21 protein-coding genes are annotated in these 24,277 nt (G+C 64.6%); 14 read left to right on the top strand and 7 right to left on the bottom strand.

Going from position 1 to position 24,277, the window contains the following annotated elements:
* Positions 1–14: 14 nt before the first annotated feature.
* The 6 genes from ENHY17A_RS05385 to coxB all read right to left on the bottom strand — a co-directional run bounded on the left by ENHY17A_RS05385 (position 15) and on the right by coxB (position 5,464).
* Positions 15–908 carry a cytochrome c oxidase subunit 3 gene (locus tag ENHY17A_RS05385; protein WP_159710772.1) on the bottom strand — a complete coding sequence of 298 codons (894 nt, stop codon included), beginning with the start codon at positions 906–908 and terminating at the stop codon, positions 15–17.
* A gap of 45 nt (positions 909–953) precedes the next feature.
* The gene (locus ENHY17A_RS05390) at positions 954–1,493 is read right to left on the bottom strand and encodes a cytochrome c oxidase assembly protein (protein ID WP_159710774.1); all 540 of its coding nucleotides are present in this window, start codon (positions 1,491–1,493) and stop codon (positions 954–956) included.
* The gene (locus tag ENHY17A_RS14815) at positions 1,484–1,618 is read right to left on the bottom strand and encodes a hypothetical protein (RefSeq protein ID WP_268893987.1); all 135 of its coding nucleotides are present in this window, start codon (positions 1,616–1,618) and stop codon (positions 1,484–1,486) included. The genes ENHY17A_RS05390 and ENHY17A_RS14815 overlap by 10 nt, the downstream gene beginning before the upstream one ends.
* Positions 1,615–2,526 carry a heme o synthase gene (locus tag ENHY17A_RS05395; protein WP_159710776.1) on the bottom strand — a complete coding sequence of 304 codons (912 nt, stop codon included), beginning with the start codon at positions 2,524–2,526 and terminating at the stop codon, positions 1,615–1,617. Before ENHY17A_RS05395 ends, ENHY17A_RS14815 begins: the two co-directional genes overlap by 4 nt.
* Before the next feature lie 139 nt (positions 2,527–2,665).
* Positions 2,666–4,330 (bottom strand): cytochrome c oxidase subunit I, encoded by a 1,665-nt coding sequence (gene ctaD, locus ENHY17A_RS05400; RefSeq protein WP_159710778.1) that lies wholly within the window; start codon positions 4,328–4,330, stop codon positions 2,666–2,668.
* A gap of 3 nt (positions 4,331–4,333) precedes the next feature.
* Positions 4,334–5,464 carry a cytochrome c oxidase subunit II gene (gene coxB / locus ENHY17A_RS05405; RefSeq protein ID WP_443018288.1) on the bottom strand — a complete coding sequence of 377 codons (1,131 nt, stop codon included), beginning with the start codon at positions 5,462–5,464 and terminating at the stop codon, positions 4,334–4,336.
* A 191-nt stretch (positions 5,465–5,655) separates the two neighbouring features.
* On the opposite strand from coxB, the gene pyrE reads away from it, so the two are divergent.
* The 11 genes from pyrE (at position 5,656) to ENHY17A_RS05460 (ending at position 16,088) form a co-directional block, all read left to right on the top strand.
* The gene (pyrE, locus tag ENHY17A_RS05410; RefSeq protein ID WP_159710780.1) at positions 5,656–6,237 is read left to right on the top strand and encodes an orotate phosphoribosyltransferase; all 582 of its coding nucleotides are present in this window, start codon (positions 5,656–5,658) and stop codon (positions 6,235–6,237) included.
* Entirely contained in the window at positions 6,234–6,959 is a 726-nt protein-coding gene (locus ENHY17A_RS05415) for a pyridoxine 5'-phosphate synthase (RefSeq protein ID WP_159710782.1), read from the top strand. Before pyrE ends, ENHY17A_RS05415 begins: the two co-directional genes overlap by 4 nt.
* Positions 6,956–7,282 carry a hypothetical protein gene (locus tag ENHY17A_RS05420; protein WP_159710784.1) on the top strand — a complete coding sequence of 109 codons (327 nt, stop codon included), beginning with the start codon at positions 6,956–6,958 and terminating at the stop codon, positions 7,280–7,282. Before ENHY17A_RS05415 ends, ENHY17A_RS05420 begins: the two co-directional genes overlap by 4 nt.
* Positions 7,279–7,689, top strand: a complete 411-nt coding sequence (gene acpS / locus ENHY17A_RS05425; protein WP_159710786.1) for a holo-ACP synthase — start codon at positions 7,279–7,281, stop codon at positions 7,687–7,689. The genes ENHY17A_RS05420 and acpS overlap by 4 nt, the downstream gene beginning before the upstream one ends.
* A gap of 3 nt (positions 7,690–7,692) precedes the next feature.
* Entirely contained in the window at positions 7,693–8,571 is an 879-nt protein-coding gene (lepB, locus tag ENHY17A_RS05430) for a signal peptidase I (protein ID WP_159710788.1), read from the top strand.
* A 182-nt stretch (positions 8,572–8,753) separates the two neighbouring features.
* A complete protein-coding gene (gene maiA, locus ENHY17A_RS05435; RefSeq protein WP_159710790.1) occupies positions 8,754–9,383 on the top strand; it encodes a maleylacetoacetate isomerase in 630 nt (209 codons plus the stop codon).
* Positions 9,380–11,428, top strand: coding sequence for a TonB-dependent receptor (locus ENHY17A_RS05440; protein WP_236547762.1), 2,049 nt, complete (start codon positions 9,380–9,382; stop codon positions 11,426–11,428). Before maiA ends, ENHY17A_RS05440 begins: the two co-directional genes overlap by 4 nt.
* A gap of 64 nt (positions 11,429–11,492) precedes the next feature.
* Positions 11,493–12,506: a hypothetical protein gene (locus ENHY17A_RS05445; RefSeq protein ID WP_236547763.1), complete on the top strand. Its 1,014-nt coding sequence runs from the start codon at positions 11,493–11,495 to the stop codon at positions 12,504–12,506.
* Entirely contained in the window at positions 12,475–13,002 is a 528-nt protein-coding gene (locus ENHY17A_RS05450) for a DUF2141 domain-containing protein (RefSeq protein ID WP_159710792.1), read from the top strand. Before ENHY17A_RS05445 ends, ENHY17A_RS05450 begins: the two co-directional genes overlap by 32 nt.
* Positions 13,003–13,194: 192 nt before the next feature.
* Positions 13,195–14,382 carry a glycosyltransferase gene (locus ENHY17A_RS05455; protein WP_159710794.1) on the top strand — a complete coding sequence of 396 codons (1,188 nt, stop codon included), beginning with the start codon at positions 13,195–13,197 and terminating at the stop codon, positions 14,380–14,382.
* A 77-nt stretch (positions 14,383–14,459) separates the two neighbouring features.
* Positions 14,460–16,088 carry an alkaline phosphatase D family protein gene (locus ENHY17A_RS05460; RefSeq protein ID WP_159710796.1) on the top strand — a complete coding sequence of 543 codons (1,629 nt, stop codon included), beginning with the start codon at positions 14,460–14,462 and terminating at the stop codon, positions 16,086–16,088.
* Between the two features lie 94 nt (positions 16,089–16,182).
* On the opposite strand, the gene pepN is transcribed toward ENHY17A_RS05460, so the two are convergent.
* Positions 16,183–18,774, bottom strand: a complete 2,592-nt coding sequence (gene pepN / locus ENHY17A_RS05465) for an aminopeptidase N (protein ID WP_159710798.1) — start codon at positions 18,772–18,774, stop codon at positions 16,183–16,185.
* 119 nt (positions 18,775–18,893) lie between these two features.
* Here pepN and ENHY17A_RS05470 point away from each other — a divergent pair, with 119 nt between their 5' ends.
* The 3 genes from ENHY17A_RS05470 to ENHY17A_RS05480 all read left to right on the top strand — a co-directional run bounded on the left by ENHY17A_RS05470 (position 18,894) and on the right by ENHY17A_RS05480 (position 23,925).
* A complete protein-coding gene (locus ENHY17A_RS05470) occupies positions 18,894–20,579 on the top strand; it encodes a M28 family metallopeptidase (protein WP_159710800.1) in 1,686 nt (561 codons plus the stop codon).
* Positions 20,579–22,156 (top strand): M28 family peptidase, encoded by a 1,578-nt coding sequence (locus ENHY17A_RS05475; protein WP_159710802.1) that lies wholly within the window; start codon positions 20,579–20,581, stop codon positions 22,154–22,156. The genes ENHY17A_RS05470 and ENHY17A_RS05475 overlap by 1 nt, the downstream gene beginning before the upstream one ends.
* Positions 22,157–22,302: 146 nt before the next feature.
* On the top strand, positions 22,303–23,925 hold the full coding sequence (locus tag ENHY17A_RS05480) for a M20/M25/M40 family metallo-hydrolase (protein ID WP_159710804.1): 1,623 nt from the start codon (positions 22,303–22,305) through the stop codon (positions 23,923–23,925).
* Positions 23,926–24,277 lie beyond the last annotated feature (352 nt).

The raw sequence follows: 24,277 nt of genomic DNA on the forward strand, positions 1-24,277 counted from the left end.
CCCTTCAAATCGAGTTAAATCGCCTCGGCGCCCCAGCCGCCCCAGACATAGATCGAGACGAACAGGAACAGCCACACCACGTCGACGAAATGCCAGTACCAAGCCGCGGCTTCGAAGCCGAAATGCTGGCGGGGGGTGAAGTGACCCTTATACACGCGCGCCAGGCAGACCATCAGGAAGATGGTGCCGATGATGACGTGAAAGCCGTGGAAGCCGGTCGCCATGTAGAAGGCCGAGCTGTAGTTCGACTGGCCGAACGCGAACGGCGCATGGCTGTATTCATATGCCTGAACGAACGAGAAGATGATGCCGAGGATGATCGTCAGCCACAGGCCCTTCTTGACGACATCGTTCGAACCGACGCCCATCAGGCCCCAGATGCCCTTCATGTCGCCGCCGCGCTGATTGTGGATCAGCCCGTGATGCGCCCAGGTGATGGTGGTGCCCGACAGAAGCAGGATGAAGGTGTTTAGGAGCGGCAGTTTGAACGCGTCGAGCACCAACAGACCGGCTGGCGGCCAGGTGCCCGCAACGTCGGTCAATCGTTCGACCGTGCCGTCGACATAGGCGATCGGCTGCGGAAACAGCGAATAATCGAAATAGGCCCAAAACCAGCCGACGAAGAACATCACTTCGGAGGCGATGAACAACACCATGCCGTAGCGCAGGTGAAGCTGGACGACGGGGGTATGGTCGCCGGCATGCGCTTCGCGGATGACGTCGGCCCACCAGAACCAGAACACCGCGGAAACCGCAAGGAATCCGAGGATCGCGACGGTGCCGCCATAGGCGACTTCGTGCATGTACATAATCCCGCCAGCGGCCAGGATCAGGACGGCAAGCGACCCCAGCAGCGGCCACGGGCTCGCCGGCAGGATGTGGTAATCGTGGTTCTTGGCTCCAGCCATTGTCGGTCCCTGTCTGGATCGTTGATTTATGCGTTCCTTCACCCCCTAGCTTGCGGGTTTGTCGGAATCCACAGGATAAAATGTGTAGGACAGCGTGATGTGCTGGACATCGCGTGCTTCGGCATCGTCGAGGATCGCGGGATCGACATAGTAGATCACCGGCATCCGCACCTGTTGGCCGGGTTGCAGCGTCTGCTGGGTGAAGCAGAAGCATTCGATCTTGGTGAAATATTTGCCTGCGCGTTCGGGGGTCACGTTGAAGGTCGCGGTGCCGGTGACCGGCAGGCTCGAGTCGTTCTTGGCCGTGTAGAACGCCATCTGGCGCTCGCCGATCTGGACGTTCTGGGATCGTTTCTCGGGCGCGAATTCCCAGGGAAGTCCGACATTGACGTTGCTGTCGAACGCCACCGTCACGCGTTCAGATGTCGCGCCGGGTGCGACCGCACCGACCTGAGTCGTCCCCCCATATCCGGTGACGCGGCAGAACAGGTCGTAGAGCGGGACGGCGGCGAAGCCGAGCCCGGTCATGCCGACGACGACGCTGCCGGCCATCAGTGCGACTTTGAAGTTGGAGGTCATGCCCATCCCTGCTGAATCTTGACGATGGTGATCGCGAACATCAGCAGCGCAAAGCCGCCGAGCAGTAGCGCCACGACGCGCGCGCGCGAACGCTGGCGGGCGCGAATTTCGGTCTCGGTCGGCTCGGTCATGCAAATACCCATCTGTCGACGACCAGCGCGCCGAACATCGCGAACAGATAAAGGATCGACCAAGCGAACAGCCGCTTTTCGGGCTTCATCGCATCGTCGGTCTGCGTGGTGCGGGTCGCGACCTGTACCGCCAGCACGGCGAAGATGCCGGTGAGGGCAATTGCCGCGATACCATAGATCGCGTTCGTCAGCCCCAATGGCCACGGCGCGACCGCCGCGATCGCCATCGGGATGGTGTATAGCCCGATCTGGTTCCGCGTCGTGCGCTCGCCCGCGACGACGGGCAGCATCGGCACGCCGGCATTGGCGTAATCGCTCTTCACGAACAGCGCGAGCGCCCAGAAATGCGGCGGCGTCCACAGAAAGATCAGCGCGAACAGCAGGACGGGAAGCAACGCGACGTCGCCGGTCGCCGCCGCCCAGCCGATCAGCGGCGGAAACGCGCCTGCCGCCCCACCGATGACGATGTTCTGCGGCGTACGGCGCTTCAGCCAGACGGTGTAGATCAGGACGTAGAACAGGATCGAGACGGCCAGGATCGACGCGGCGATCCAATTGACCCCGACACCCATCAGCAGGACCGAAAAGATTGCGAGGCCGACGCCGAAATGAAGCGCGGATTGCTTGTCCATGCGCCCGGCTGGCAGCGGACGGGCCAGCGTCCGTTTCATCTTGGCGTCGAGATCGGCCTCGTACCACTGATTGAGCGCACCCGCAGCACCTGCACCGAGCGCAATGCACAGGATCGCGGTGAAGCCGAGGATGGGGTTGATGCCGACGGGTGCCGCGAGCATTCCGCACAGCCCGGTGAAGACGACGAGCGACATCACCCTGGGCTTGGTCAGCGCCAGAAAGTCGCGCCACTCGGCGGGCAGGGTCAGGGTCGGTTCGGCTGTCGTCACGGTCATATCGATCACATGCGCGAGAAATTACGCGCGGATGCGGTTCCATGTCGGCTGGCTGGCCTGAACCGCAAGGGAAACGCCCCAGGTCGGGCGCTTGCCTTGCGGCCCTCCCGCTCGGGTGGAGCGAGAGGGCACACAGGGTTTAGTCGATCTTGGGCAGGGTTTCGAACTGGTGATATGGCGGTGGGCTGGACAGCGTCCATTCCAGCGTCGTGGCACCTTCGCCCCAGGGATTGTCCGGCGCCTTCTTGCCCGCGAACAACGACCAGAACAGGTTGACGAAGAAGATCAGCATGCCCGCGGCCATGATCATGTAACCGATCGTCGCGATCTCGTTCCAGTACGCATAGGCATCCGGATAGTCCGGATAGCGGCGTGGCATGCCCTGGGTGCCCAGGAAGTGCATCGGGAAGAACATGACGTTCACGCCGACGAAGAACACCCAGAAGTGCAGCTGGCCCAGGAACTCGTTGTACATCTTCCCGAACATTTTCGGGAACCAGTAGAAGAAGCCGGCGAACAGCGCGAACACCGCACCCAGCGACAGCACATAGTGGAAATGCGCGACCACATAATAGGTGTCGTGCATGTAATCGTCGATGCCACCGTTCGCCAGCACGACGCCAGTGACGCCGCCGACGGTGAACATGAAGATGAACCCGATCGCCCACAGCATCGGCGTCTTGAACGACAGCGAACCGCCCCACATCGTCGCGATCCACGAGAAGATCTTGATGCCCGTCGGGACGGCAATGACCATCGTCGCTGCGGTGAAGTAGATTTTGAGGTTTGCCGACAGGCCGGTCGTGAACATGTGGTGCGCCCACACGATGAACCCGACCACGCCGATCGCGACCATCGCGTATGCCATGCCGAGATAGCCGAACACGGGCTTGCGGCTGAAGGTCGCGACGATCTGGCTGACGATGCCGAAGCCCGGCAAAATCATGATGTAGACTTCGGGATGGCCGAAGAACCAGAACAGATGTTGGTACAGGATCGGATCGCCGCCGCCTGCGGGATCGAAGAAGGTGGTGCCGAAATTACGGTCGGTCAGCAGCATGGTGATCGCCGCGGCCAGCACCGGCAGCGCCAGCAGCAGCAGGAACGCGGTGACCAGCACCGACCACACGAACAACGGCATCTTGTGCAGGGTCATGCCCGGCGCACGCATGTTGAAGATGGTGGTGATGAAGTTGATCGCACCCAGGATCGACGAGGCGCCCGCGATGTGGAGCGACAGGATCGCCATGTCGACCGACATGCCGGGTTCGCCATAGGTCGATAGCGTCGGATAGACGGTCCAGCCCGTGCCCGCGCCGACCCCCACAAAGGGAGAAGCGAGCAGTAGCGTGAATGCCGGAATCAGCAGCCAGAAGCTGATGTTGTTCATCCGCGGGAACGCCATGTCGGGCGCGCCGATCATGATGGGCACGAACCAGTTGCCGAAGCCGCCGATCATCGCGGGCATGACCATGAAGAAGACCATGATCAGGCCGTGTGCGGTGATCAGCACGTTCCAGAAGTGGAGCGCCTGGTCGAAGCTCTGTTCGCCGTGGAGCATCGATGCCCAGGTCGGCAGATACTGAATGCCCGGCGCCATCAATTCGGCGCGCATCAGCCCCGAAATGCCGCCGCCGATGATCCCCGCGATGATCGCGAAGATCAGGTACAGCGTGCCGATGTCCTTGTGATTGGTCGACAGGAACCAGCGGGCGAAGAAGCCCGGATGGTGATCGGCATCGTGATGATGCGCATGGTCGTCATGCGCCTGGAAAGCCGAAGGGCTGCGTGCAACGTCGGTCATGGCTTAGTTCACCGTTCCGGTGGCGGACTGGTTGGTGGTGACACCAGCGGCAGTCGCATCGATGGTTTCGGGGTTGACGCCTTCGGCAGGCGTGTCGGTTGCGTCGAGCGTGTCGGCGGGTGCCGCCGCATCCGCGTCGCCGGGCATCGTGCCGCCCTTTGCGCGGACCCAGGCTTCGAATTCGGCCGGGCTGACCGCCTGAACCGTGATCGGCATATAGGCATGGCGCGCGCCGCACAGTTCGGAGCACTGGCCGTAATACAGGCCGGGCTTTTCGATGGTGAAGCTGGTTTCGTTGATCCGACCGGGGACCGCATCGAGCTTGATCCAGAAGGCGGGGATCGCCCAGGCATGGATCACGTCGTTGGCAGTGGTCAGCAGACGGATCGGCGTGTTGGTCGGCAGCACGACGCGGTTGTCCGTCGCCATTAGCCGCGGCCCGTCGGCATCGGTGCGGAACCGCTGGCCGGGTTCGACTTCATCCTGCTCGCGCAGCATGTTGGACACCAGGCTAAGTCCGCCATGATCGGGATATTCGTACGACCAGAACCACTGGTTGCCGATCGCTTTCAGCGTCACGGCGTTTTCGGGCGCGGGTTTGAACTGATTGGCGAGTAGCGAGAAGCTGGGCAGCGCGATCCCGGCGAGGATCAGCACGGGGATCAGCGTCCAGGCGACTTCCAGGCCGGTGTTATGGCTGGTCTTGGACGGCACCGGATTGGCGGCGCGGCGATAGCGGATGACGACCCAGATCAGCAGCCCGAGCACGAAGATCGAAATGAGCGTGATGATCGGCATCAGGATGATGTCGTGGAACACGCGCGCCTGGCGGCCGGTGGGCGATACCTGATCCTGGATCGCGATGCTCTTGGCAACCGGCAGGCCGACGCCCGCGACCGGCGCGGTGATCGGGGTGCCATCGGCGTTGCTGAGCGGATCGGCGACCGGTGCCGCCGGGGCAGGCGCACCGCCCGTGGGCGCGGCGGTCGAACCCGCCGCGATCGTTGGCGCAGGTTCGGTCGCGCCCGGCGCTTCCGTCGCGGCCGGGGCCGTTTGCGGCGCAGCGGCGGTCGCGGCGGTGGCCAGCGTCAGCCCTGCCGCGAGAAGGATCGTCTTCAACCCAAACATTCGCATCGTATCGTTCTATCCATCTTCCAGGTCGCGCCGCGAGGGCCGCTGCACGGGGTGCGGGAAGATACCCGTCGCCGGGCCTATACGCCGCGGTTGCCGATGTCTCAAGCACAAGCGGCGCGTTTTTGGCTGGTGTTGCGGGGCCGCACCGCCGCGCCTAAGGATTGCGGGCCAACAGACGAGGGACTGCCTGCGTGACCGAAGACGAGATTCTGGCTGAATTCCGGGCTGCCGACGCATTGTTGGAGGGGCATTTCATCCTGTCGTCGGGGCTGCGATCGTCGCGTTATCTGCAGTGCGCGCGGGTGTTGATGGACCCGAAGCGGGGCGCACGACTCGCAGAGGCGCTGGTGGCGCGGCTGCCGGATGAGGTGCGGTCGTCGATCGACATCGTCGTGTCGCCCGCGATGGGCGGGGTGATCGCAGGCCATGAAATGGGCCGCGCGCTTGGCGTGCCTGCGATGTTTCTGGAGCGTCCGACCGGCGCGTTCGAACTGCGCCGGGGATTCGCGATCGAGCCCGGCCAGCGCGTTTTGATGATGGAGGATGTCGTCACCACCGGATTGTCGTCGCGCGAAGCGATCGCGGCGATCGGTGCGGCAGGCGGGGAAGTGGTGGCGGCGGCCTCTTTGGTCGACCGGTCGATGGGCAAGGCCGATCTGGGCGTGCCCTTCTATCCGCTGATTCCGCTGGATGTGCCGAGTTATGAGGCGGACAAGCTGCCGCCTGAACTGGCGGCGATCCCTGCGATCAAGCCGGGTAGTCGCGCGGCGTGAGACGCCTGCGCCTGGGGGTCAATATCGACCATGTCGCGACGGTGCGGAATGCGCGGGGGTCGGGGTATCCCGACCCGGTGCGCGCCGCCTTGCTGGCGGCCGAGGCGGGGGCGGACGGGATCACCGCGCATCTGCGCGAGGACCGGCGGCACATCACCGACGACGATATCGCGCGGCTGGCGGCGGAACTCACCGTGCCGCTGAACCTGGAGATGGCGGCGACCGACGAGATGCTCGGTATCGCGTTGCGGCACAAACCGCATGCCGCGTGCATCGTCCCGGAAAAGCGCGAGGAACGCACCACGGAGGGCGGGCTGGACGCGATGGGGCAACACAATCTGCTCGCCCCCATGGTGCGCGAGCTGAAGGGCGCGAATATCCGGGTGTCGCTGTTCATCGAGCCCGATCCCGCGCAGATCGAGGCGGCGCTGCGGCTGGGCGCGCCGGTGGTCGAGCTTCACACCGGGCGTTATTGCGAGCTGGAAGGCGAAGCGCAGGTCGCGGAGTTGCGGCGGATCGCCGATGCGGCGGCGCTGGCGGCCAAGAACGGGATCGAGGTGCATGCCGGGCATGGGCTGACGTTCGATAATGTCGTGCCGATCGCAGCGATTCCGCGGCTTGCGGAGTTGAATATCGGGCATTTCCTGGTGGGCGAGGCGATCTTCGACGGGCTGGCCCCGGTGGTGCGGCGAATGCGCGCGTTGATGGATGCGGTTCGGTGATTGCGCATAAAGGGCACCTTGGCGCGCGTTACTGGAGTCTTGTTGCTCTTGCCGCGGTGTCGCTCGCCGCGAGTTGGATAGTTGGCATTGTCTGGGCCGGTTCGAATGCTCTATTCAACCAGCTTGAAACCTTAGATCTGGCGATGGGAATATTCTGGGGACTTTTGGTTCCGGTTTGGGTCACCATTCACTCGGTTTGGGCAATCCTGGTTCGGAGGAAAGATCATCTGAAATCCGAACGACACTTCATGCTTGCCGTAATGGCCGTTCCGCTGATCTTGCTGGGTTATGGTATTCTGGCGGGCTGGGTGCCCCGGCCATGATCATCGGCCTCGGCTCCGACCTCTGCAATATCGAGCGAATTCAGGCGTCCGTCGACCGGTTCGGCGATCGGTTCCTCAATCGCGTGTTCACCGATGTCGAGCGGGCCAAGGCCGCTCGCAGGCCGCATACGATCGCCGGCACGCTCGCCAAGCGCTTTGCTGCGAAGGAAGCGTTTTCGAAAGCTGTCGGCACCGGGTTCAAGGCGGGGGTGTTCATGCGCGACATCGGCGTCGTCAACGCCCCCTCCGGTGCGCCGACGCTGGCGCTGACCGGCGGGGCGAAGGCCAGGCTTGACGCCATGATCCCGGAGGGCCACCTCCCCCGCATCCATTTGACGCTGACCGACGACCATCCCTGGGCGCAGGCGTTTGTCATTATCGAGGCGGTGCGTGCGGAGCGTGAGTAGTTGATGGCAGCGGACGATTTGGCGGCGGACGAGCGATCCGACACCGCGCGTAAGGACGACAAGCCGGCCATGGACTGGTGGGCGGAGGCGCGGGGGCTGTTGTGGCTGGTGCTCGCGGTGCTCGGCTTTCACAGCTTCATCGCCAAGCCATTCTATATCCCGTCCGAATCGATGATGCCGGGCTTGCTGGTCGGCGACCGGCTGGTGGTGACCAAATATCCCTATGGCTATTCGTTCGTCACCCCGACCTTTCACCTGATGCCCTATGTCCCCGGACGGTTGTTCGGCAGCCTGCCCGAGCGCGGCGATGTGGTGATCGTCACCCCGCCGGGCCAGCGCACCGATTATATCAAGCGCGTCGTCGGCCTGCCGGGTGAGACGATCGAGGTCGATGGCGGACAATTGCTGATCGACGGCGTGCCGGTGGAGCGCCGGGCGATGGGGGTGCGCAGCGTGGCGGTCGACGCGAACACGCAATGTTCGGCGCTGCAATATCCGGGAGCCTATCAGGAGCGCGCGGACGGCGCGGTGTGCCGCTTGCCGATCTTTCGCGAGACGCTTCCCAATGGCCGGTCCTACGACACGATCGACCTGGGCTATCGCGGTGAGGCGTCGGGCGACGATTATGCGCCGGTCCTGATCCCCGAGGGCCATGTGTTCCTGATGGGCGACAATCGCGACGCAAGCGCCGACAGCCGCTTTTCGGTGGCCGAGCGCGGGCTGGGCGGGCCGGTGCCGTGGGAGAATATCGGCGGACGGGCGGAGTTCATTACGTTTTCGCTGGATGGCACCGCAACGCTCAATCCGTTGAGTTGGTTTTCGTCGTTCCGGTCGGGAAGGGCGGGGACATCGCTGGCACCGGACCGGGAAGCGGTGGAATAGTGGATCGACTGCCCCTCCAATTCCGTTTGTCCCGAGTAGCCTTCGAGTAGCGGCGTGAGCCGCGTATCGAGAAGGCGTATCGAGGGAGCCCCCTCCTCAAACGCTATCTCGATACGGGTTCTCGACAAGCTCGAACCCTACTCGACACCAACGGATTGGGGAGGGATCGTGGAAGGACGCCAATGTACACGCTCTATGACTATTACCGCTCATCGGCGGCTTACCGCGTCCGCATCGCGCTCAACCTGAAGGACGTCGAGTATGACAGCGTCGATGTGTCGCTGCTCAATGGCGACCAGCGTTCGCCCGAGCATCTGGCGCGCAATCCGCAGGGCTTCGTGCCCGTGCTCGATGTCGGCGAGGGCGTGCTGACGCAGAGTCTTGCGATCCTCGATTATCTCGACGCGAAGCATCCCGATCCGCGCTTCGTGCCCACCGATCCGCTGGCACGGTCGCGCACGCTGGCCATGGCGCTGACGGTGGCGTGCGATATCCATCCTCTCAACAATCTGCGCGTGCTCAACTATCTCAAGCGCGAGCTGGGCGTAGAGGAGGAAGCGCGCAACGACTGGTATCAGCACTGGGTGGTGCAGGGGTTCGGTGCGCTGGAGCGGATGGCGGGTGAGGGGCCGTTTCTGGGTGGCGAGGCGCCCGACATGGCCGATATCTGTCTGGTGCCGCAGATGTTCAACGCGCGGCGGTTCGAGGTCGATCTGACGCCTTATCCCAATCTGGTGGCCGCGGACGCGGCGGCGCAAAAAATTGAGGCGTTTGCAGCGGCGCATCCCGACCGGGTCAAGCCCGCTTCGTGAGACATTTTTCCTGCGTAGTTTTGGTGGCGTTCGCGCCGGGTGTGGCGGTCGCGCAAGAGGCGAGCGAAGGCGCGGAGATTGTCGTCACCGGCACCGGGCTGGGGCTAGCGCCGGGCAGCGCGACTGACGCCGTCGTCGTCATCGACCGCGACCGGCTAACCAGCGTGGCGAGCGGTCGGATCGAGGATGTGCTGCGCGATGCCGCCGGGTTCGCGCAGTTCCGCCGATCCGATTCGCGATCGGCCAATCCGACCAGCCAGGGGGCGAACCTGCGCGGGCTGGGGGGCAATGCGTCGTCGCGGGTGTTGTTGCTGCTCGACGGCGTCCCGCAGACCGATCCGTTCGGCGGCTGGATCGCCTTTCCCGCCTATCAGGCCGAGCGTTTGTCGAGCATCCGCGTGACGCGGGGCGGGGGTAGCGGTTTTTACGGTCCCGGCGCGCTGTCGGGGACAATCGAGCTGGAAAGCGTGCGGCCGGGTGAAGTCGGCGCGCTGTCTGCGTCGCTGTTCGGCGGCAGTCGCGGCAGCATCGACGGCAGCGCGGTAGCGAGCGTGCGCGCGGGCCAAGGCTTCATGCTGTTCGCCGGGCAGTATATGGCGGGCGACGGATTTCAGCCCATTATTGAGGGCGCGGGACCGGTCGATCGCGCCGCGCCCTATGAACAGGCGAGCGGGACCGCGCGCTTCGTGACCGATCTGGGCGGAGTCGAATTGCAGGCCAATCTGGGTGGCTTCGTCGATCGCCGCGACCGGGGGACCAATTTCACCGCGATCCGCAGCGAGGGCGCGGATGCGAGCATCCGGTTGGTCGGGCGCGGGCGGTGGCAATGGTCGGCGCTGGCCTATCTTCAGACGCGCGCGTTCGCGAGCGGGTTCGCGCGGATCGAGGAGGCGCGCAGCAATGTGTCGTCGGTACTCGATCAATATGTGCCAGCGACCGGCTCGGGTGCGCGTTTCGAGATCCGACCGCCGCTGGGCGATGGCGTCGATTTGCGCATCGGTACGGATGTGCGACGGGTGAGCGGGCGCACGCAGGAGCTGTATCAATTCGTCGATTTCGTGCCCACCCGGCGGCGGGTTGCGGGCGGGGCATCGACGACGGCGGGGCTGTTCGCCGATCTGGGCGTCGAGGCGGGGGCATGGGAATTTTCGGCCGGCGCGCGGATCGATCATTGGCGGATCGACGCCGGGCGGCTGGACGAACGCCTGCTGGCAGGGGGCGTGCTGACCGACACGGTGTTTCAGGCGCGAGATGGCTGGGAGGCTACCGGAAGGGTCGGCGCGGCGTTCCGGCCTGTCGAAGCGGTGACGTTGCGTGCAGCCGCCTATCGTGGATGGCGATTGCCGACTTTGAACGAGTTATATCGCCCGTTTCGCGCAGGCGCAGATGCAACGGCGGCCAATGCCGACCTGTCGCCCGAACGGTTGACCGGCGGCGAAGTCGGGATCGAGTGGCGTCCGGCAGAGGGCGTGCGCATCGGGGTCACCGGCTTTGCCAGCCGACTGAACGACGCGATCGCCAATGTGACGATCGCGCGCGGTCCCGGCACGTTTCCCGGTGTGGGTTTCGTGAGCGCGGCAGGCAGCTATCGCAGGCGCGAAAATCTCGACGCCATCGAAAGCATCGGGGTAGAGGGGGATATCGGCGTCACGCGCGGCGACTGGTCGCTGGCCGTCGGTTATTCGCACGCCGATGCGCAGGTGCGCGCTGATGGCGTTGCGGGTTCGCTCGACGGGCTGCGTCCTGCCCAGACCGCGGTCAATCAGGTGTCGGCCACGCTTGGCTGGCAACGTGATGGAATGCGCGTGGCAGCCACGGTGCGCCATGTCGGTGCGCAGTTCGAGGACGACCAGAATGACCGCGCGCTTGCCCCTGCGACCACACTCGATGCCTATGCGGAGCTGCCGGTGACCACGCGGATCGCGCTGGTTGCGCGTGCCGAAAACCTGACCGACACGCGCGTCGAAGCCGCGATCAGCGGTGACGGGGTGATCGAACGCGCGCCACCACGGACGCTGTGGATGGGCGTGAAACTGGCGCTGTGATGGGCGTCCCATTTCTGGTTCGCGACCGTCTGGCGTCGCATCGGCGATCGGGTTAGGCTTGGCCATGCGCTGGGTGCGATCAGACGGGCAATGGGTTCCGCAGGCGGAGCCGGCGATCGACGGGCGCAGCGATCGCGGTGTCGATCCAACGTCCAACGGGCCAGACCGCGATCTGGCGGGGCTGGAGCCGTTTCAGGGGCTGAAGCGCCGCTGGCCGACGGTCCTGGGATCGGTGGTGTCGATCGCGATGGTTGCGGTGCTGGCCTATGAATTGTTCGACGGCGGGCTGGCCGATCTGTTCCGCACGCTCCCCAACAATCCGGCTTTCTATCTGGCGTTTCTGGCGATGTACGCCGCGCCGGTGTTCTTCGACTGGATTATTTTCAGGCGATTGTGGCGGATTCCGACATCGGGAATCGGCGCGCTGGTCAAGAAGCGGATCGCGAACGACGTGGTGCTCGGCTATTCGGGCGAGGCCTATTTCTACGCCTGGGCGCGTCAGCGGATGCGGATGATCACGGCGCCGTTCGGGGCCGTCAAAGACGTCTCGATCCTGTCGGCACAGGCGGGCAATCTGCTGACCTTGATCGCCATGGCGGTGGCGCTGCCATTCGCATCGGGGGTGCTGACGCCAGAGGAACTGCGGGGCGTGGGCTGGGCGGCGGCGATCACCGTCGCGATCTCGCTGCCGTTCATCCTGTTTTCGAAGCGCGTCTATTCGCTGCCCGGTGGTCAGCTATGGTGGGTGTTCGGGGTGCACTGTCTGCGCATCCTAGCAGGGAGTTTCGCGCTCGCCTGGGCCTGGCATTTCGCGATGCCGGGGGTGGCGTTCACGACCTGGGCATTCCTGGTCGCGATCCGCCTGTTGGTCACGCGTTTGCCCTTCGTTCCCAACAAAGACCTTCTTTTCGCCAACATCGCCATTATTTTAATAGGACAGGGCACCGACATGTCGGAACTGATGGCCCTGACAGCGGCAATGGCATTGCTGCTCCATGTGGCGCTGATCGGCGCCTTCGGATTTCTGGCACTGGCGAGGAAAACAGATGATCGGCAAGACCAGCTTGTTGGCGCTTAGCGCATCGGCCCTGATCGCGGCGGCGACGCCCGTTCAGGCGAACCGCGCGATCGGCACCGATGCGGCAGCCTGCAACTCGAACGACGGACCGGCGATTCGGGTCAACGTCACCGGATTGAAGGATCGCACCGGGCGATTGAAGCTCGAATTGTGGAACGCGACCGAAGCGGAGTTCCTGAAGGACGACCGCGATTTGCGCCGCGACGGCCAGTTCTTTCACCGCGTCTGGGCGGATATGCCCGCATCGGGTGCGGTGACGATGTGTATCAAGGCACCGAAACCTGGCCGTTATGCGCTGCTGTTCACGCATGATCGGGACGGCAAGAACAAGTTCAATTTCTGGCAGGATGGCGCGGGTTTCCCCAGCAATACGCGGTTGGGGCGCAGTCGGCCCAAGCTGTCCCAAGCGGTGATCGATGTGCCGTCCGGGGTGAAGGCGACCGAGATCAAGGTTCAGTATCTGCGCGGGCTGGGTGGTTTCTCGCCCGCGCGCTAAGGGAGAAATAGCTAACCCCGCGGCTCCGTCACCCCGGCCGCAGTGCCGGGGTCCACTCCTCCGCTCACGCGACGCTAAAGGTTCGTGCCTAAGACTTTGCCGCCCGGTGGACCCCGGCACTTCGGCCGGGGTGACGGGAGTGCGTTTACCGCGACTATCGACGATGGCCTCCGACTGCTAAAGGAACCGGCGATGCGGATCGTCGACGTCAATGAATATTACTCGCCCACCGGCGGCGGGGTGCGGACCTATCTCGACCGCAAGCTGTCGATCATGGCCGATCTGGGCCACGAACTGATCGTCATCGCGCCGGGCCGCGAGGATCGGCTGGAGGAGCGCCCCGGCGGCGGCAAGATTTACTGGGTGAAGGCACCGCGGCTGATCTTCGATCGGAATTACGGCGTATTCACCAGCGGGGGAGAAATCTGTCGCCTGCTCGACGAACTGAACCCCGATGTGGTGGAGACCAGCTCGCCCTGGCGACCGGCGTGGATCGTCGGCAATTGGCAGGCGCGCGCGCTCAAAGTCTATTTCGCGCATAACGACAATATCGGCGCTTACCCGCAACGCTGGTTCGAAGGGTGGGCATCGCCCGACGCGATCGAAGAGGCGTTCGGTTGGTATACCCGCTACATGGCGCGGTTCCTGGAGCGGTTCGATGCGTTCGTCACCAACGGCCCGGCGATCGCCAAACGCGAGCAAAGACGCGGCCTGACCGTCCATGCCGCCGCACCGCTGGGGATCGAAAAGGCGTATTTCTCCCCCGATTTCCGCGACGAGAAATTGCGCGCGTCGCTGCTCGAGCAATGCGGCCTGCCTGCCGACGGGCATCTGCTGCTCGGCATGGGGCGGCATCACCCTGAAAAGCGCTGGCCGATGGTGTTCGACGCGGTGCAGCGCGCCGGGCGGCATTTGCCGGTCGGAATGATCCTGATCGGCACCGGAGTCGATGGCGGAAAATTGGCGCGCCATATCGAGGGGAGCCCACATATCCGGCTGTTCCGCCCCGTCTACGACCGCCCCCGCCTGTCTCGGATCATGGCGAGCTGCGACGCGCTGATCCACGGGTCCGATGCCGAGCCGTTCGGGCTGGTGGGGCTGGAGGCGATCGCCAGCGGATTGCCGCTGATCGCGCCCGACGAAGGCGGCTTTGCCGAGATCGCCGATCCTTTATTCTGCGAAACCTATGCAGCGCGCGATGCCAAGTCGGCGGCGGCGGCGATCCGGCGGCTGTTCGCGCGCGAGCCGGCATTGTTGCGGGCGGCGGCGCGACAAGCCGCGCAGGGCGTGATGTCCGACGTCGATCATGCACGCGAGCTGGTGGCGCTGTATCAAAAGATGATCGATCATCGCGACGGGCGACTGCGCATCGTCGCCTGACCGCTCCGTCAGCCGGTTGTCACGAACCCGCCACATGCGCTTGCCAAGGCGGATGCGCAGCAGGGGAGCCAGCCGTCATGACCATCGCCATCGACCGTCGCCAATTGATCCTGGGGGGCATGTTGGGCGCGGGTGCGCTCGCCATTCCAGGATTCGCCAACGCCTTTGCGCTGCTTCAGGCGAGTGGCTTCACCCATTCGGTCGCATCGGGCGAGCCGTCGGCGTCGTCGCTGCTATTGTGGACGCGCTATGTCCCCGCCAATCGCGGTGAGGCGCGGCTGAAGGTCGAATTGTCCGAGACGCCCGATTTCACGCGGATCGCGGGCGCGGGCGAAATGGTGACGGGTCCGTGGCGCGATCATACCGCCAAAATCACCGTTGCCGGGCTGCGACCGGGCACGCGCTATCATTTCCGGTTCGTCGCGCCCGATGGCGGGTTTTCACCGGTGGGGCGCGCCAAGACGCTGCCTGAGGGCAATGCCGAGCGGTTCAATATCGCGATCTTTTCCTGCTCCAATCTGGGCTTTGGCTATTTCAACGCGTACGGCCACGCTGCGGCGCGCGACGATATCGACCTGGCAGTGCATCTGGGCGATTATCTCTACGAATACGGCCCCGACAATTATCCGAACCGCCAGCAGACAGTGGACGGACGCATTCCCCAGCCCGAGCGCGAAATGGTCAGCCTGGCCGATTACCGGATGCGCTTTGCCAGCTATCGCGCCGATCCCGATTTGCAGGCGCTGCACGCCGCGCACCCGATGGTCGCCCTGTGGGACGATCACGAATCGACCAACGACAGCTGGGAAGGCGGCGCGCAGAACCATCAGGCCGACGAAGGCGAATGGGCCATCCGGCGCGCGGCATCGATGCAGGCCTATTATGAATGGATGCCGGTGTCGGAAGAGCCGTGGAAGGCCTACGACATCGCCGGCCTCGCCACTCTGTTCCGCACAGAAACCCGGCTGTTGGGACGCAGCCGACCGCACGAACTTGCCGAAATCTTGAACGGCTCGGGCGATCCAGCCCGCGCGCTGGCCGCTTTTCGCGACGGGCCTTGGCGCGATTCGGCAATGACGATGATGGGCACGACGCAGGAAGCGTGGCTGGACGCTGAAATCCGGGCATCGGTGCGGTCGGGTGCGCGGTGGCAGGTGGTCGGGTTCGGCACGATTATGGGCGAAACGAAAACGCCTCGGAATGCCGGTGAATGGTTGGCGAAGGATGCGCCCGCATTCGTGCGCGGCTTCGTCGAGCGCGGGGTCGCGGCCAGCCGCGCAGGCCTGCCGCTCAATTTCGATGCCTGGGGCGGGTATCCGGCGGCGCGCGCGCGCTTCCTGTCGGGCGCGCAGGATGCCGAGGCCAATCTGATCGTGATCGCCGGGGACAGCCATAATGGCTGGGCCTATGACCTGGCGCAGAAGGGCCGTGCGGCAGGCGTCGAGTTTGCGGGCCAGGCGGTGACCTCTCCTGGATTCGAGAGCGCGCTGGGGGTCGATCCTAAGATCGTCGCGCGCGCATTGGTCGATACCAATCCCGAACTCAAATGGGCCGATACCAGCAACCGGGGCTATATGGCGCTGAGCCTGACGCCCGAGCGCGCGACCAACGACTGGGTGTTCATGGACGGCATCCGCACGCGGGGGACGGGTGCGCGGATCGGGCACCGGGCCAGCGTGACACGCGGGCGCAATCGGATGGGGTGAGGGAGGGGCCGTGTTCCTGCGAAAGCAAGAGCGTTGGCGTGTCTTACTAAGTGCTTGGTTGCCAGCGCTCCTGCTTTCGCAGGAGCACGGGGTATTAGTCCAAGCTTTTGGAAACCTGTTCCATCATGTCCTTCGACACGCCGGGCGACGCGAGGATGCGTTCCAGCTCGGCGCGCATCAGGGAGGCACGGGCTTCGTCGAACCGCCGCCAGCGGCCAAGCGGCGGCACGAGCTTGGCGGCAGTCTGGGGATTGAGCTTGTCGAGCGCGATCAACTGGTCGGCGACAAAGCGATAGCCGCGACCGTCCTTGGCATGAAAGGCGCGCTGGTTGACGCTGAACGCACCGATCAGCGACCGGGCGCGGTTGGGGTTCGACAAGGTGAAGTCGCGGTGTTTCGCCAGTTCCTCGACCACTGACGCTGTGTCATCGCGCGATGACAGCGCCTGGGTCTGGAACCACTTGTCCATGACCAGGCTGTTGTCCGAGTAGCGGTTGTAAAAGATGTCGAGCGCAGCGATGCGCTTGTCCGACGTGCTGCCGACGAGGGTGGTGAGCGCACCCTGACGATCGGTCATGTTGTCCGCGCCCTCGAACTGGGCAAAGGCGAGGCTCGGTCCGTCGGGCGCGCCGCTGGCGTTGATATAGCCAAGCGCCACGGTCTTCAGGCGGCGGGCACCCTTTGCGGCGGGAGAATATTCGAAGCGGTTGGCGAGCGAAACGTCATACGCTTCGCGCCACATTCCCTCTAACTCGCGGCCGATGTCGCGGCGCAGGACCTCTCGCGCACGGAAGATCGCGTCGGGATCGACCACCTGCATCTGGTCGCCGATGAAGCTGTCGGACGGCAGCAGTACCGCTTCGGCGACGAATGCGGGGTCGAGCGCGGGATCTCCCAGCGTGTTGCGTACCGCGTCGATAACGGGGGCATGGTCGCCGCGCCCTTCTGTGACGCTGGCGACGAGCGTATCGAGCATCAATTGCTGCATCGCCTCGTACCGGGCGAAGGGATCGTCGTCATGCGCCGACAGGAACGCCAGATCGGCGGCGGAGCGGTTGGTGTTGACGACGACGGGAGCGGAAAAGCCGCGATTGATCGACAGGATCGGGCGCTCGCCCGTACCCGCAAACGCGATCTCGGCACGTGCATCGTCGAGCATCACCAGCTGTTCGTCCGACAGCGCCTTGCCGTCCTCGCCGAACAATTTGAGTTTGAGGGGAAGCACCATCGGTTGCTTGTGCGGCTGGCCGGGCGTGGGGGGCACGTCCTGGGTCAGCGAGACGATCACGCGGTCGCTGTCGGCATCGGATTTGATCGAAGCGGTGACGCGTGGAGTGCCGGCCTGGGCATACCAGAGGCGGAATTGGGTGAGGTCGCAGCCCGAGGCTTCCTCCATGCAGGCGACGAAATCCTCGCAGGTCGCCGCCGTCCCGTCAAAGCGGTCGAAATACAGGTCGGTGGCGGCGCGGAAGTCCTTTTCGCCCAGCATCGTCGCCATCATCCGGATCAGCTCCGCGCCCTTGTTGTAGATGGTCGCGGTGTAGAAATTGCTGATCTCGATATAGGCTTCGGGGCGGACCGGATGCGCCAGCGGGCCGCTGTCTTCGGGGAACTGGGCTGCGCGTAGCGAGCGCACATCCTCGATCCGCTTGACCGCCGCAGACCCCTGATCGGCGCTGAATTGCTGGTCGCGATAGACGGTGAAGCCCTCTTTCAGGCTGAGCTGGAACCAGTCGCGGCAGGTGACGCGGTTGCCCGACCAATTGTGGAAATACTCGTGGGCAACCACTGCGGCGACGGCGTCGTAATCATAGTCGGTGGCGGTGTCGGGATCGGCGAGGATGTAGCGGCTGTTGAAGATGTTCAGCCCCTTATTCTCCATCGCACCGAAGTTGAAATCGTCGACCGCCACGATGTTGAACACGTCGAGATCATATTCGCGGCCATAGACCTGCTCGTCCCACGCCATCGAGGTCTTGAGCGCGTGCATCGCGTGTTCGGTGCGCGGCAGATCGGCCGCGCGGACCCAGATGCCGAGCCGGACTTGGCGACCCGAGCGCGTGGTGAAGGTCGAGCGGTTTTCCGCCAGATCGCCCGCGACCAGCGCGAACAGATAGCTGGGTTTCGGGAAGGGGTCGTGCCATTCGGCCCAATGCCTGCCGCCGTCCAGATCGCCCGAGCCGACCGGATCGCCATTGGCCAGCAGCACCGGGTAGCGCGCCTTGTCGGCGGTCATCTTCACCCGGTAGCGGGCAAGCACATCGGGGCGATCGGGGAAAAAGGTGATGCGGCGGAATCCTTCCGCCTCGCACTGGGTGCAGAGATTTCCGCCCGAGGCGTAGAGGCCCATCAACTGGGTATTGCGCTCTGGTTGAAGCGCGACTTCGGTTTCCACCTCATGCGTATCGCCGTCGAGCATCACGACCAGCGCGCCGTCATCGACTACCCAGTCGGTCCGCGCCACGCCATCGACCCGCACGTTAATCGGATGCAATCCATCGCCGTCGAGGCGCAACGGCCGGTCGTGATCGCCGCCCCGCGTCACCGTCATCGTCGCGCGAACGCGAGTCTCGTTGGCGTCCAGATCGAAATCGAGCGCGATTTCGCTGACCAGCCAGTCGGGCGCGCGATAATCCTCACGCCGGATGGCGGGGGGCTGGCTGGGGGCACGCTGGATATCGAACATCTGATCGCCTGATCCGGCGCAATTCACTTGCGCGATTGGGAAAAAATCGTGCGCGCCGTTTGCGCGAGCGCGCTCGACTGCTAACCATTCCCCTTATGCCGGGTTCCAAGAGGATGCCAATGATCCGTTTCGCCGTACCGTTCGCCGCTTTGCTGCTGACCACCACCGCTTTCGCCCAGACGGCGCCTGCGCCCGTTCCCACGCCCGCGGCGGCACCGACCGCTGCCCCCGTCGATGTCTATGCGCTGACCGATGACGAGCGCGCCATGCGGTCGCATGTCATGTTCCTGGCGTCGGATGCGATGCAGGGGCGCGAGGCGGGGACCGACGCGTACGACATCGCCGCCGATTATGTCGCCGCGCAATTCTATGCGCAGGGGCTGAAGCCTGCGGGGACCGACGGCAGCTACCTGCAACAGGTGCCGCTGATCGCGTTCAAGGCGGCGGACAAGGGCAGCTTCGCGATCGCGCGCGGCGGGCAGAACAGCGCGCTTGAATTCGGCGTCGATTATATCCCGGGCGCGACCTCCTCGCGGCCCGAGGTCACCGTCAACGCGCCGGTGGTCTTTGTCGGCCACGGCATCGTCGCCCCCGAATTCAAGCGCAACGATTATGCGGGCGTCGATGTGAAGGGGAAGGTGGTTGCACTGTTCTCCGGCGCGCCCGCCAGCTTTAACGGCGAAGTGCGCGCGCATTTCGGCAGCGTCGCCAACAAGGCGGCCTATGCCGCGTCGCGCGGCGCGGTTGGGGTGATCGTGCTGGAAAGCCCGCAAAGTGCGCGGGTCCGCCCGTTCGCGCGGCTGGCGGAAACCTATGATTCGACGCGGATGAGCTGGATGCGGCCCGATGGGACCGGGTTCGATATCGCCGGCAATGCGCCGGTGCTGGGCACGCTGTCGGCGGCGGGCGCGGCCAAGCTGTTCGCAGGCGCGCGCACCAACTGGGCCGCGATCAGCAAGCAGGCCGAGGGCGAAGGCGTGACCTTCAAGGCGTTCGAGCTGCCGTCGCGGCTGAACGCGACGATCCGCTCCACCAGCGAAAAGGTCGAAAGCCCGAATGTCGCCGGAATGATCGAGGGATCCGATCCTGCATTGAAGGACGAGGTTGTCGTGCTGACCGCGCATCTCGACCATGTCGGCATCGGCCGGCCCAATGCCAGCGGGGACACCATCTATAACGGCGCGATGGATAATGCGGTGGGGATCGCCTCGCTCATCGAAAATGCCCGCCGGTTCAAGGAACAGGGCGTGAAGCCCAAACGATCGATCCTGTTCCTGGCGGTGACCGCCGAGGAAAAGGGACTGGTCGGCGCGGATTATTTCGCGCGCAACCCGACGGTCCGCCCCGAACAGATGGTCGCCAACGTCAATCTCGACATGCCGATCATCACCTACAAGTTCGAGGACATGGTCGCGTTCGGTGCAGAGCGTTCGACGCTGGGGCCGATCACCAAGGCGGCGGTCGAGAATATCGGCGTGACGCTGTCGCCCGATCCGATGCCCGAACAGGGTTTCTTCGTGCGATCCGACCATTACCGCTTCGTCCAGCAGGGCGTGCCGTCGGTCTTCCTGTGGCCGGGCACCGCGGGGCCGGGCAAGGCGGCGTTCGACCATTTCCTATCGACGCATTACCATCAGGCGTCGGACCAGATCGACCAGCAGCCCAACATCGACTGGGCGTCGGGCGTGCGGTTCATCGAGGCCAATTTCGCGATCACCAAGGCGATCGCCGATGCGCCCGAGCGCCCGCGCTGGAACAAGGGCGATTTCTTCGGGACGCTGTATGAAGGTCATGGAGCCAAGTGATGCGTAAGATTTTCCTCTCCGCCCTGCTTGCCGGATCGTCGCTGGCGCTGGGCGCGTGCAGCTATGCAGCGCCCGACAGCGCCTCGGTGGTCGTGGACGGCCAGACGCTGACCGCGGAACAGGCGCGCTGGCGCGAGCATATCGCGATCCTGGCGGACGATGCGATGGAAGGGCGACTGGCGGGCACGCCGGGTTATGAGCGCGCCGCCGACTATGTCGTCCAGCAGTTCGAGGAAATCGGCGCGATTCCGCGCGGCACCGATGGCTGGTTCCAGCCGGTGCCGCTGGTGCGTGCCTCGGTGGCGGGGCCGGGCAGCGCGGCGATGGTGGCGGGCGGGCAGCCGACGCCGCTCGTCTTCGGCACCGATTACGTGCCGGGTGCGACGATGGGGCATCGCTCGGTCGCAGTCGATGCGCCGCTGATCTTCGTCGGCCAGGGCATCGCGGCGGCGAGCGAAGGGCGCGACGATTATGCCGGGCTCGACCTGAAGGGCAAGATTGCGGTGTTCGCGCCCGGCGCGCCCGATACGTTGCAGGGTGAGATCCGTGCCCATGCCGCGCGGCCTGATAACAAGGCTGCGGAGGCCGCGAAACGCGGCGCGATCGCGACGATCATGATCGCGCCCGATACGATGCCGCTGTCGGGATTCGTGGAAAGCTATCAGGAACCGCGCAACAGTTGGCGCAAGCCCGACGGCACCGGTTTCTCGATCGCGCCGATCCCGCAACTGGGCGTGCTGAGCGCGGCGGCGGCAACGCGGCTGTTCGGCGCGGTCCCGGCGCTGGGGGATGTCAGCAAGGCCAATCTGCGCTTCGCCAGCCAGACCAATTATGCGCCCTTCGAAAGCAAGAACATCGTCGGGATGATCCCCGGCACCGATCCGGCGCTTGCGAACGAATATGTCGTGCTGACCGGGCATCTCGACCATCTTGGCGTGCGCGCGGATGGCGAGGTGTTCAACGGCGCGATGGACAATGCCAGCGGTATCGCGTCGATGATCGAGGCGGGGCGCAAGCTGGTCGCCGAACCCGGTCGTCGCCCGATCCTGCTGGTCGCGCTGACTGCCGAAGAGGGCGGTTTGGTCGGCAGCGATTATTTCGCGCGGCATGCCGTCGTGCCGATCCAGCAGATCGTCGGCAACGTCAATCTCGACATGGCGATCCTGACCTATCCGTTCACCGATATGTTCGCGTTCGGCGCGGATCGATCGACGCTGGGACCGATCACCGAGAAAGCGCTTGGCGATATCGGCATCGCGCTGACCCCCGACCCCGATCCGCGCGAGGCGTTGTTCACGCGCTCCGACCATTACCGGTTCGTGCAAGCGGGCGTGCCGGTGCTGTTCCTGAAAACCGGCTTTGCGGGCGAAGGGAAGGAGGCGACGCGGGTGTTCCGGTCGGGGCCGTATCACAACGTCAACGACGACCTGACGCTGCCGTTCAACTGGGCGTCGGGGGTAAAGTTCGTCGACGCCAATGTCGCGATCGCGCGGGGTATCGCCAATGCGGCGGAACGCCCACGGTGGAACAAGGGCGATTATTTCGGCACGCTTTATGGCGGGTACGGGGCGAAGTAAGCGGTGACTTGATCAACGCTATCCCCGTTCCTGCCGGGCTCGTCGAAACACCGTCCTTTTTGATCCCAGGAAAGGACAGCATTTCGACAGGCTCAGTGCGGATGGGGAGCGCTTCACCGCATGCAATTGGTGGTTTGGGGAATTGAATGCGTAGCATTGTTGGCCTGTTCTCGTTGGCGGCACTCGTGGCCACGCCGCTCGCGGCTCAAACCCCACCCCAGCAGGAAACCGCGCTCCGCGCGCATGTCGAATTCCTGGCCGATGATTCGATGTTGGGGCGCGACAGCTTCACGCCCGAATACCGGATCGCCGCCAATTACGTCGCGACGCAATTGATGGCGGCAGGCGTGCAGCCGGGCGGCGACGATGGCAGCTATCTCCAGACGATCGGCTTTCAGGCGACCATGCCCGCTGCACCGGGCGAGATGGCGTTCACGCGCGGCGGTAAGCGCCAGGCGCTGACCTTTGGCGAGGATTTCGTCGGCGCGGTCAATCCGCGTGCTGCCGATTTCCGCTTGTCGGGCGATGTCGTGTTCGCAGGCTATGGCGCGGTCGATCGCGATATCGGTTGGGACGATTATCGCGGACTGAACGTGCGCGGAAAGATCGTTGCGGTGCTGGCGGGTGGGCCTGCAAAGCTCGCCAGCGAGAAGCGCGCGCATTTCTCTAGCCGCGCGGCGAAATCGCAGGCGGCGTTGGCGCGCGGGGCGCAGGGGATCGTGCTGATCGATTCGATCGGCGACGATGCAGGCTATTCGGTCGCGCGGCGCGCAGCGAACTGGCAGCGCCCGTCGATCAGCTGGATCGTACCCGATGGGAAGCCTAATCTGGAAGCCGGCGACGCGCCGTCGATCGGTACGTTGAGCCGGGCGGGCGCGGCGAAGCTGTTCGCCGGTTCGCCGGTAAGCTGGGCTGCCGTCGATGCCGCCGAACGATCGGGTGCGGCGATGCCGACCGGGCGGCTGGGCGTGACGATAGAGGCGCGGCAGCGGGCCGAGACCGCGCGGCTCGAAAGCGCCAATGTGGTGGGGGTCATTCCGGGCAGCGACCCGAGGCTGGCGCGTGAGCAAGTCGTGCTGACCGCGCACCTCGACCATATGGGCGTCGAGGAGATGGACGAGGGCGACCCCAAGGCCGATCGGATCAACAACGGTGCGATCGACAATGCGATAGGCATCGCGATGATGCTGGAGATCGCGCGGGAGTTTCAGCGATCGGGCAAGCGCCCGCGCCGCACCATCGTCTTTACCGCGGTGACCGCGGAGGAAGTCGGGCTATTGGGTTCAGAATATTACGCCCAGAATCCAAGCGTCGGCGGCACGATGGTCGCCAACATCAATCTCGACATGCCGGTCATGACCTATCCGTTCCGCGACATCATCGCCTACGGCGCGGAACGCAGCAGCATCGGCACCAGCCTGAAGCGTATCCTGGATGCCGAAGGCCTGCCGTTGACCCCCGATCCGGTGCCCGAGGAAAATTACTTTGTCCGCTCGGATCACTACAGCTTCGTCAAGGCAGGCGTGCCGTCCATCTATCTTGACGCCGGACCCGCCGGACCGGGCAAGGCCGCGACCGATGCGTTCATGTCCAACCATTATCACCAGGTGTCGGACCAGACCGGCCTGCCGATCGACTGGACCGCGGCGCGGCGGTTCATGCGGCTGCACTATGCCCTTGCGCGCGACATCGCCGATGCCGACGCGCGACCCCGCTGGACCAAGGACGATTTCTTCGGGGTATTGTTCGGGGGGTATGGCGCGAAATAGGTTTCTCCCCGTCACCCCGGCCGCAGTGCCGGGGTCCACTAAGCCGCTTGAGCGACGCGTGATTGATGAACATGTGCGTGCCGCCCGGTGGACCCCGGCACTGCGGCCGGGGTGACGGGTTGGGTTGGGTGAGTCGCCCGCTACGATCAGCGTTTCTCGACTTCGAGCCTCTGGCGCGAAGTTTATCCTGAGCGCCTGCCTTGGCAGGCAGTCGAAGGGCTCGAAACGAACGGTGGGAAGAGAAACGAGACGTGCCCGATCGGATTTCGGCTCAGAACGATGCGAAAATGGTGCTGGCCGAGAACCGGCGCGCAGCGTGCTTCCGGCACGTGAGCACCGGAAGCGCAGGCCA

The organism is Sphingomonas sp. AX6 (assembly GCF_902506605.1).
Taxonomy (GTDB): domain Bacteria; phylum Pseudomonadota; class Alphaproteobacteria; order Sphingomonadales; family Sphingomonadaceae; genus Sphingomonas.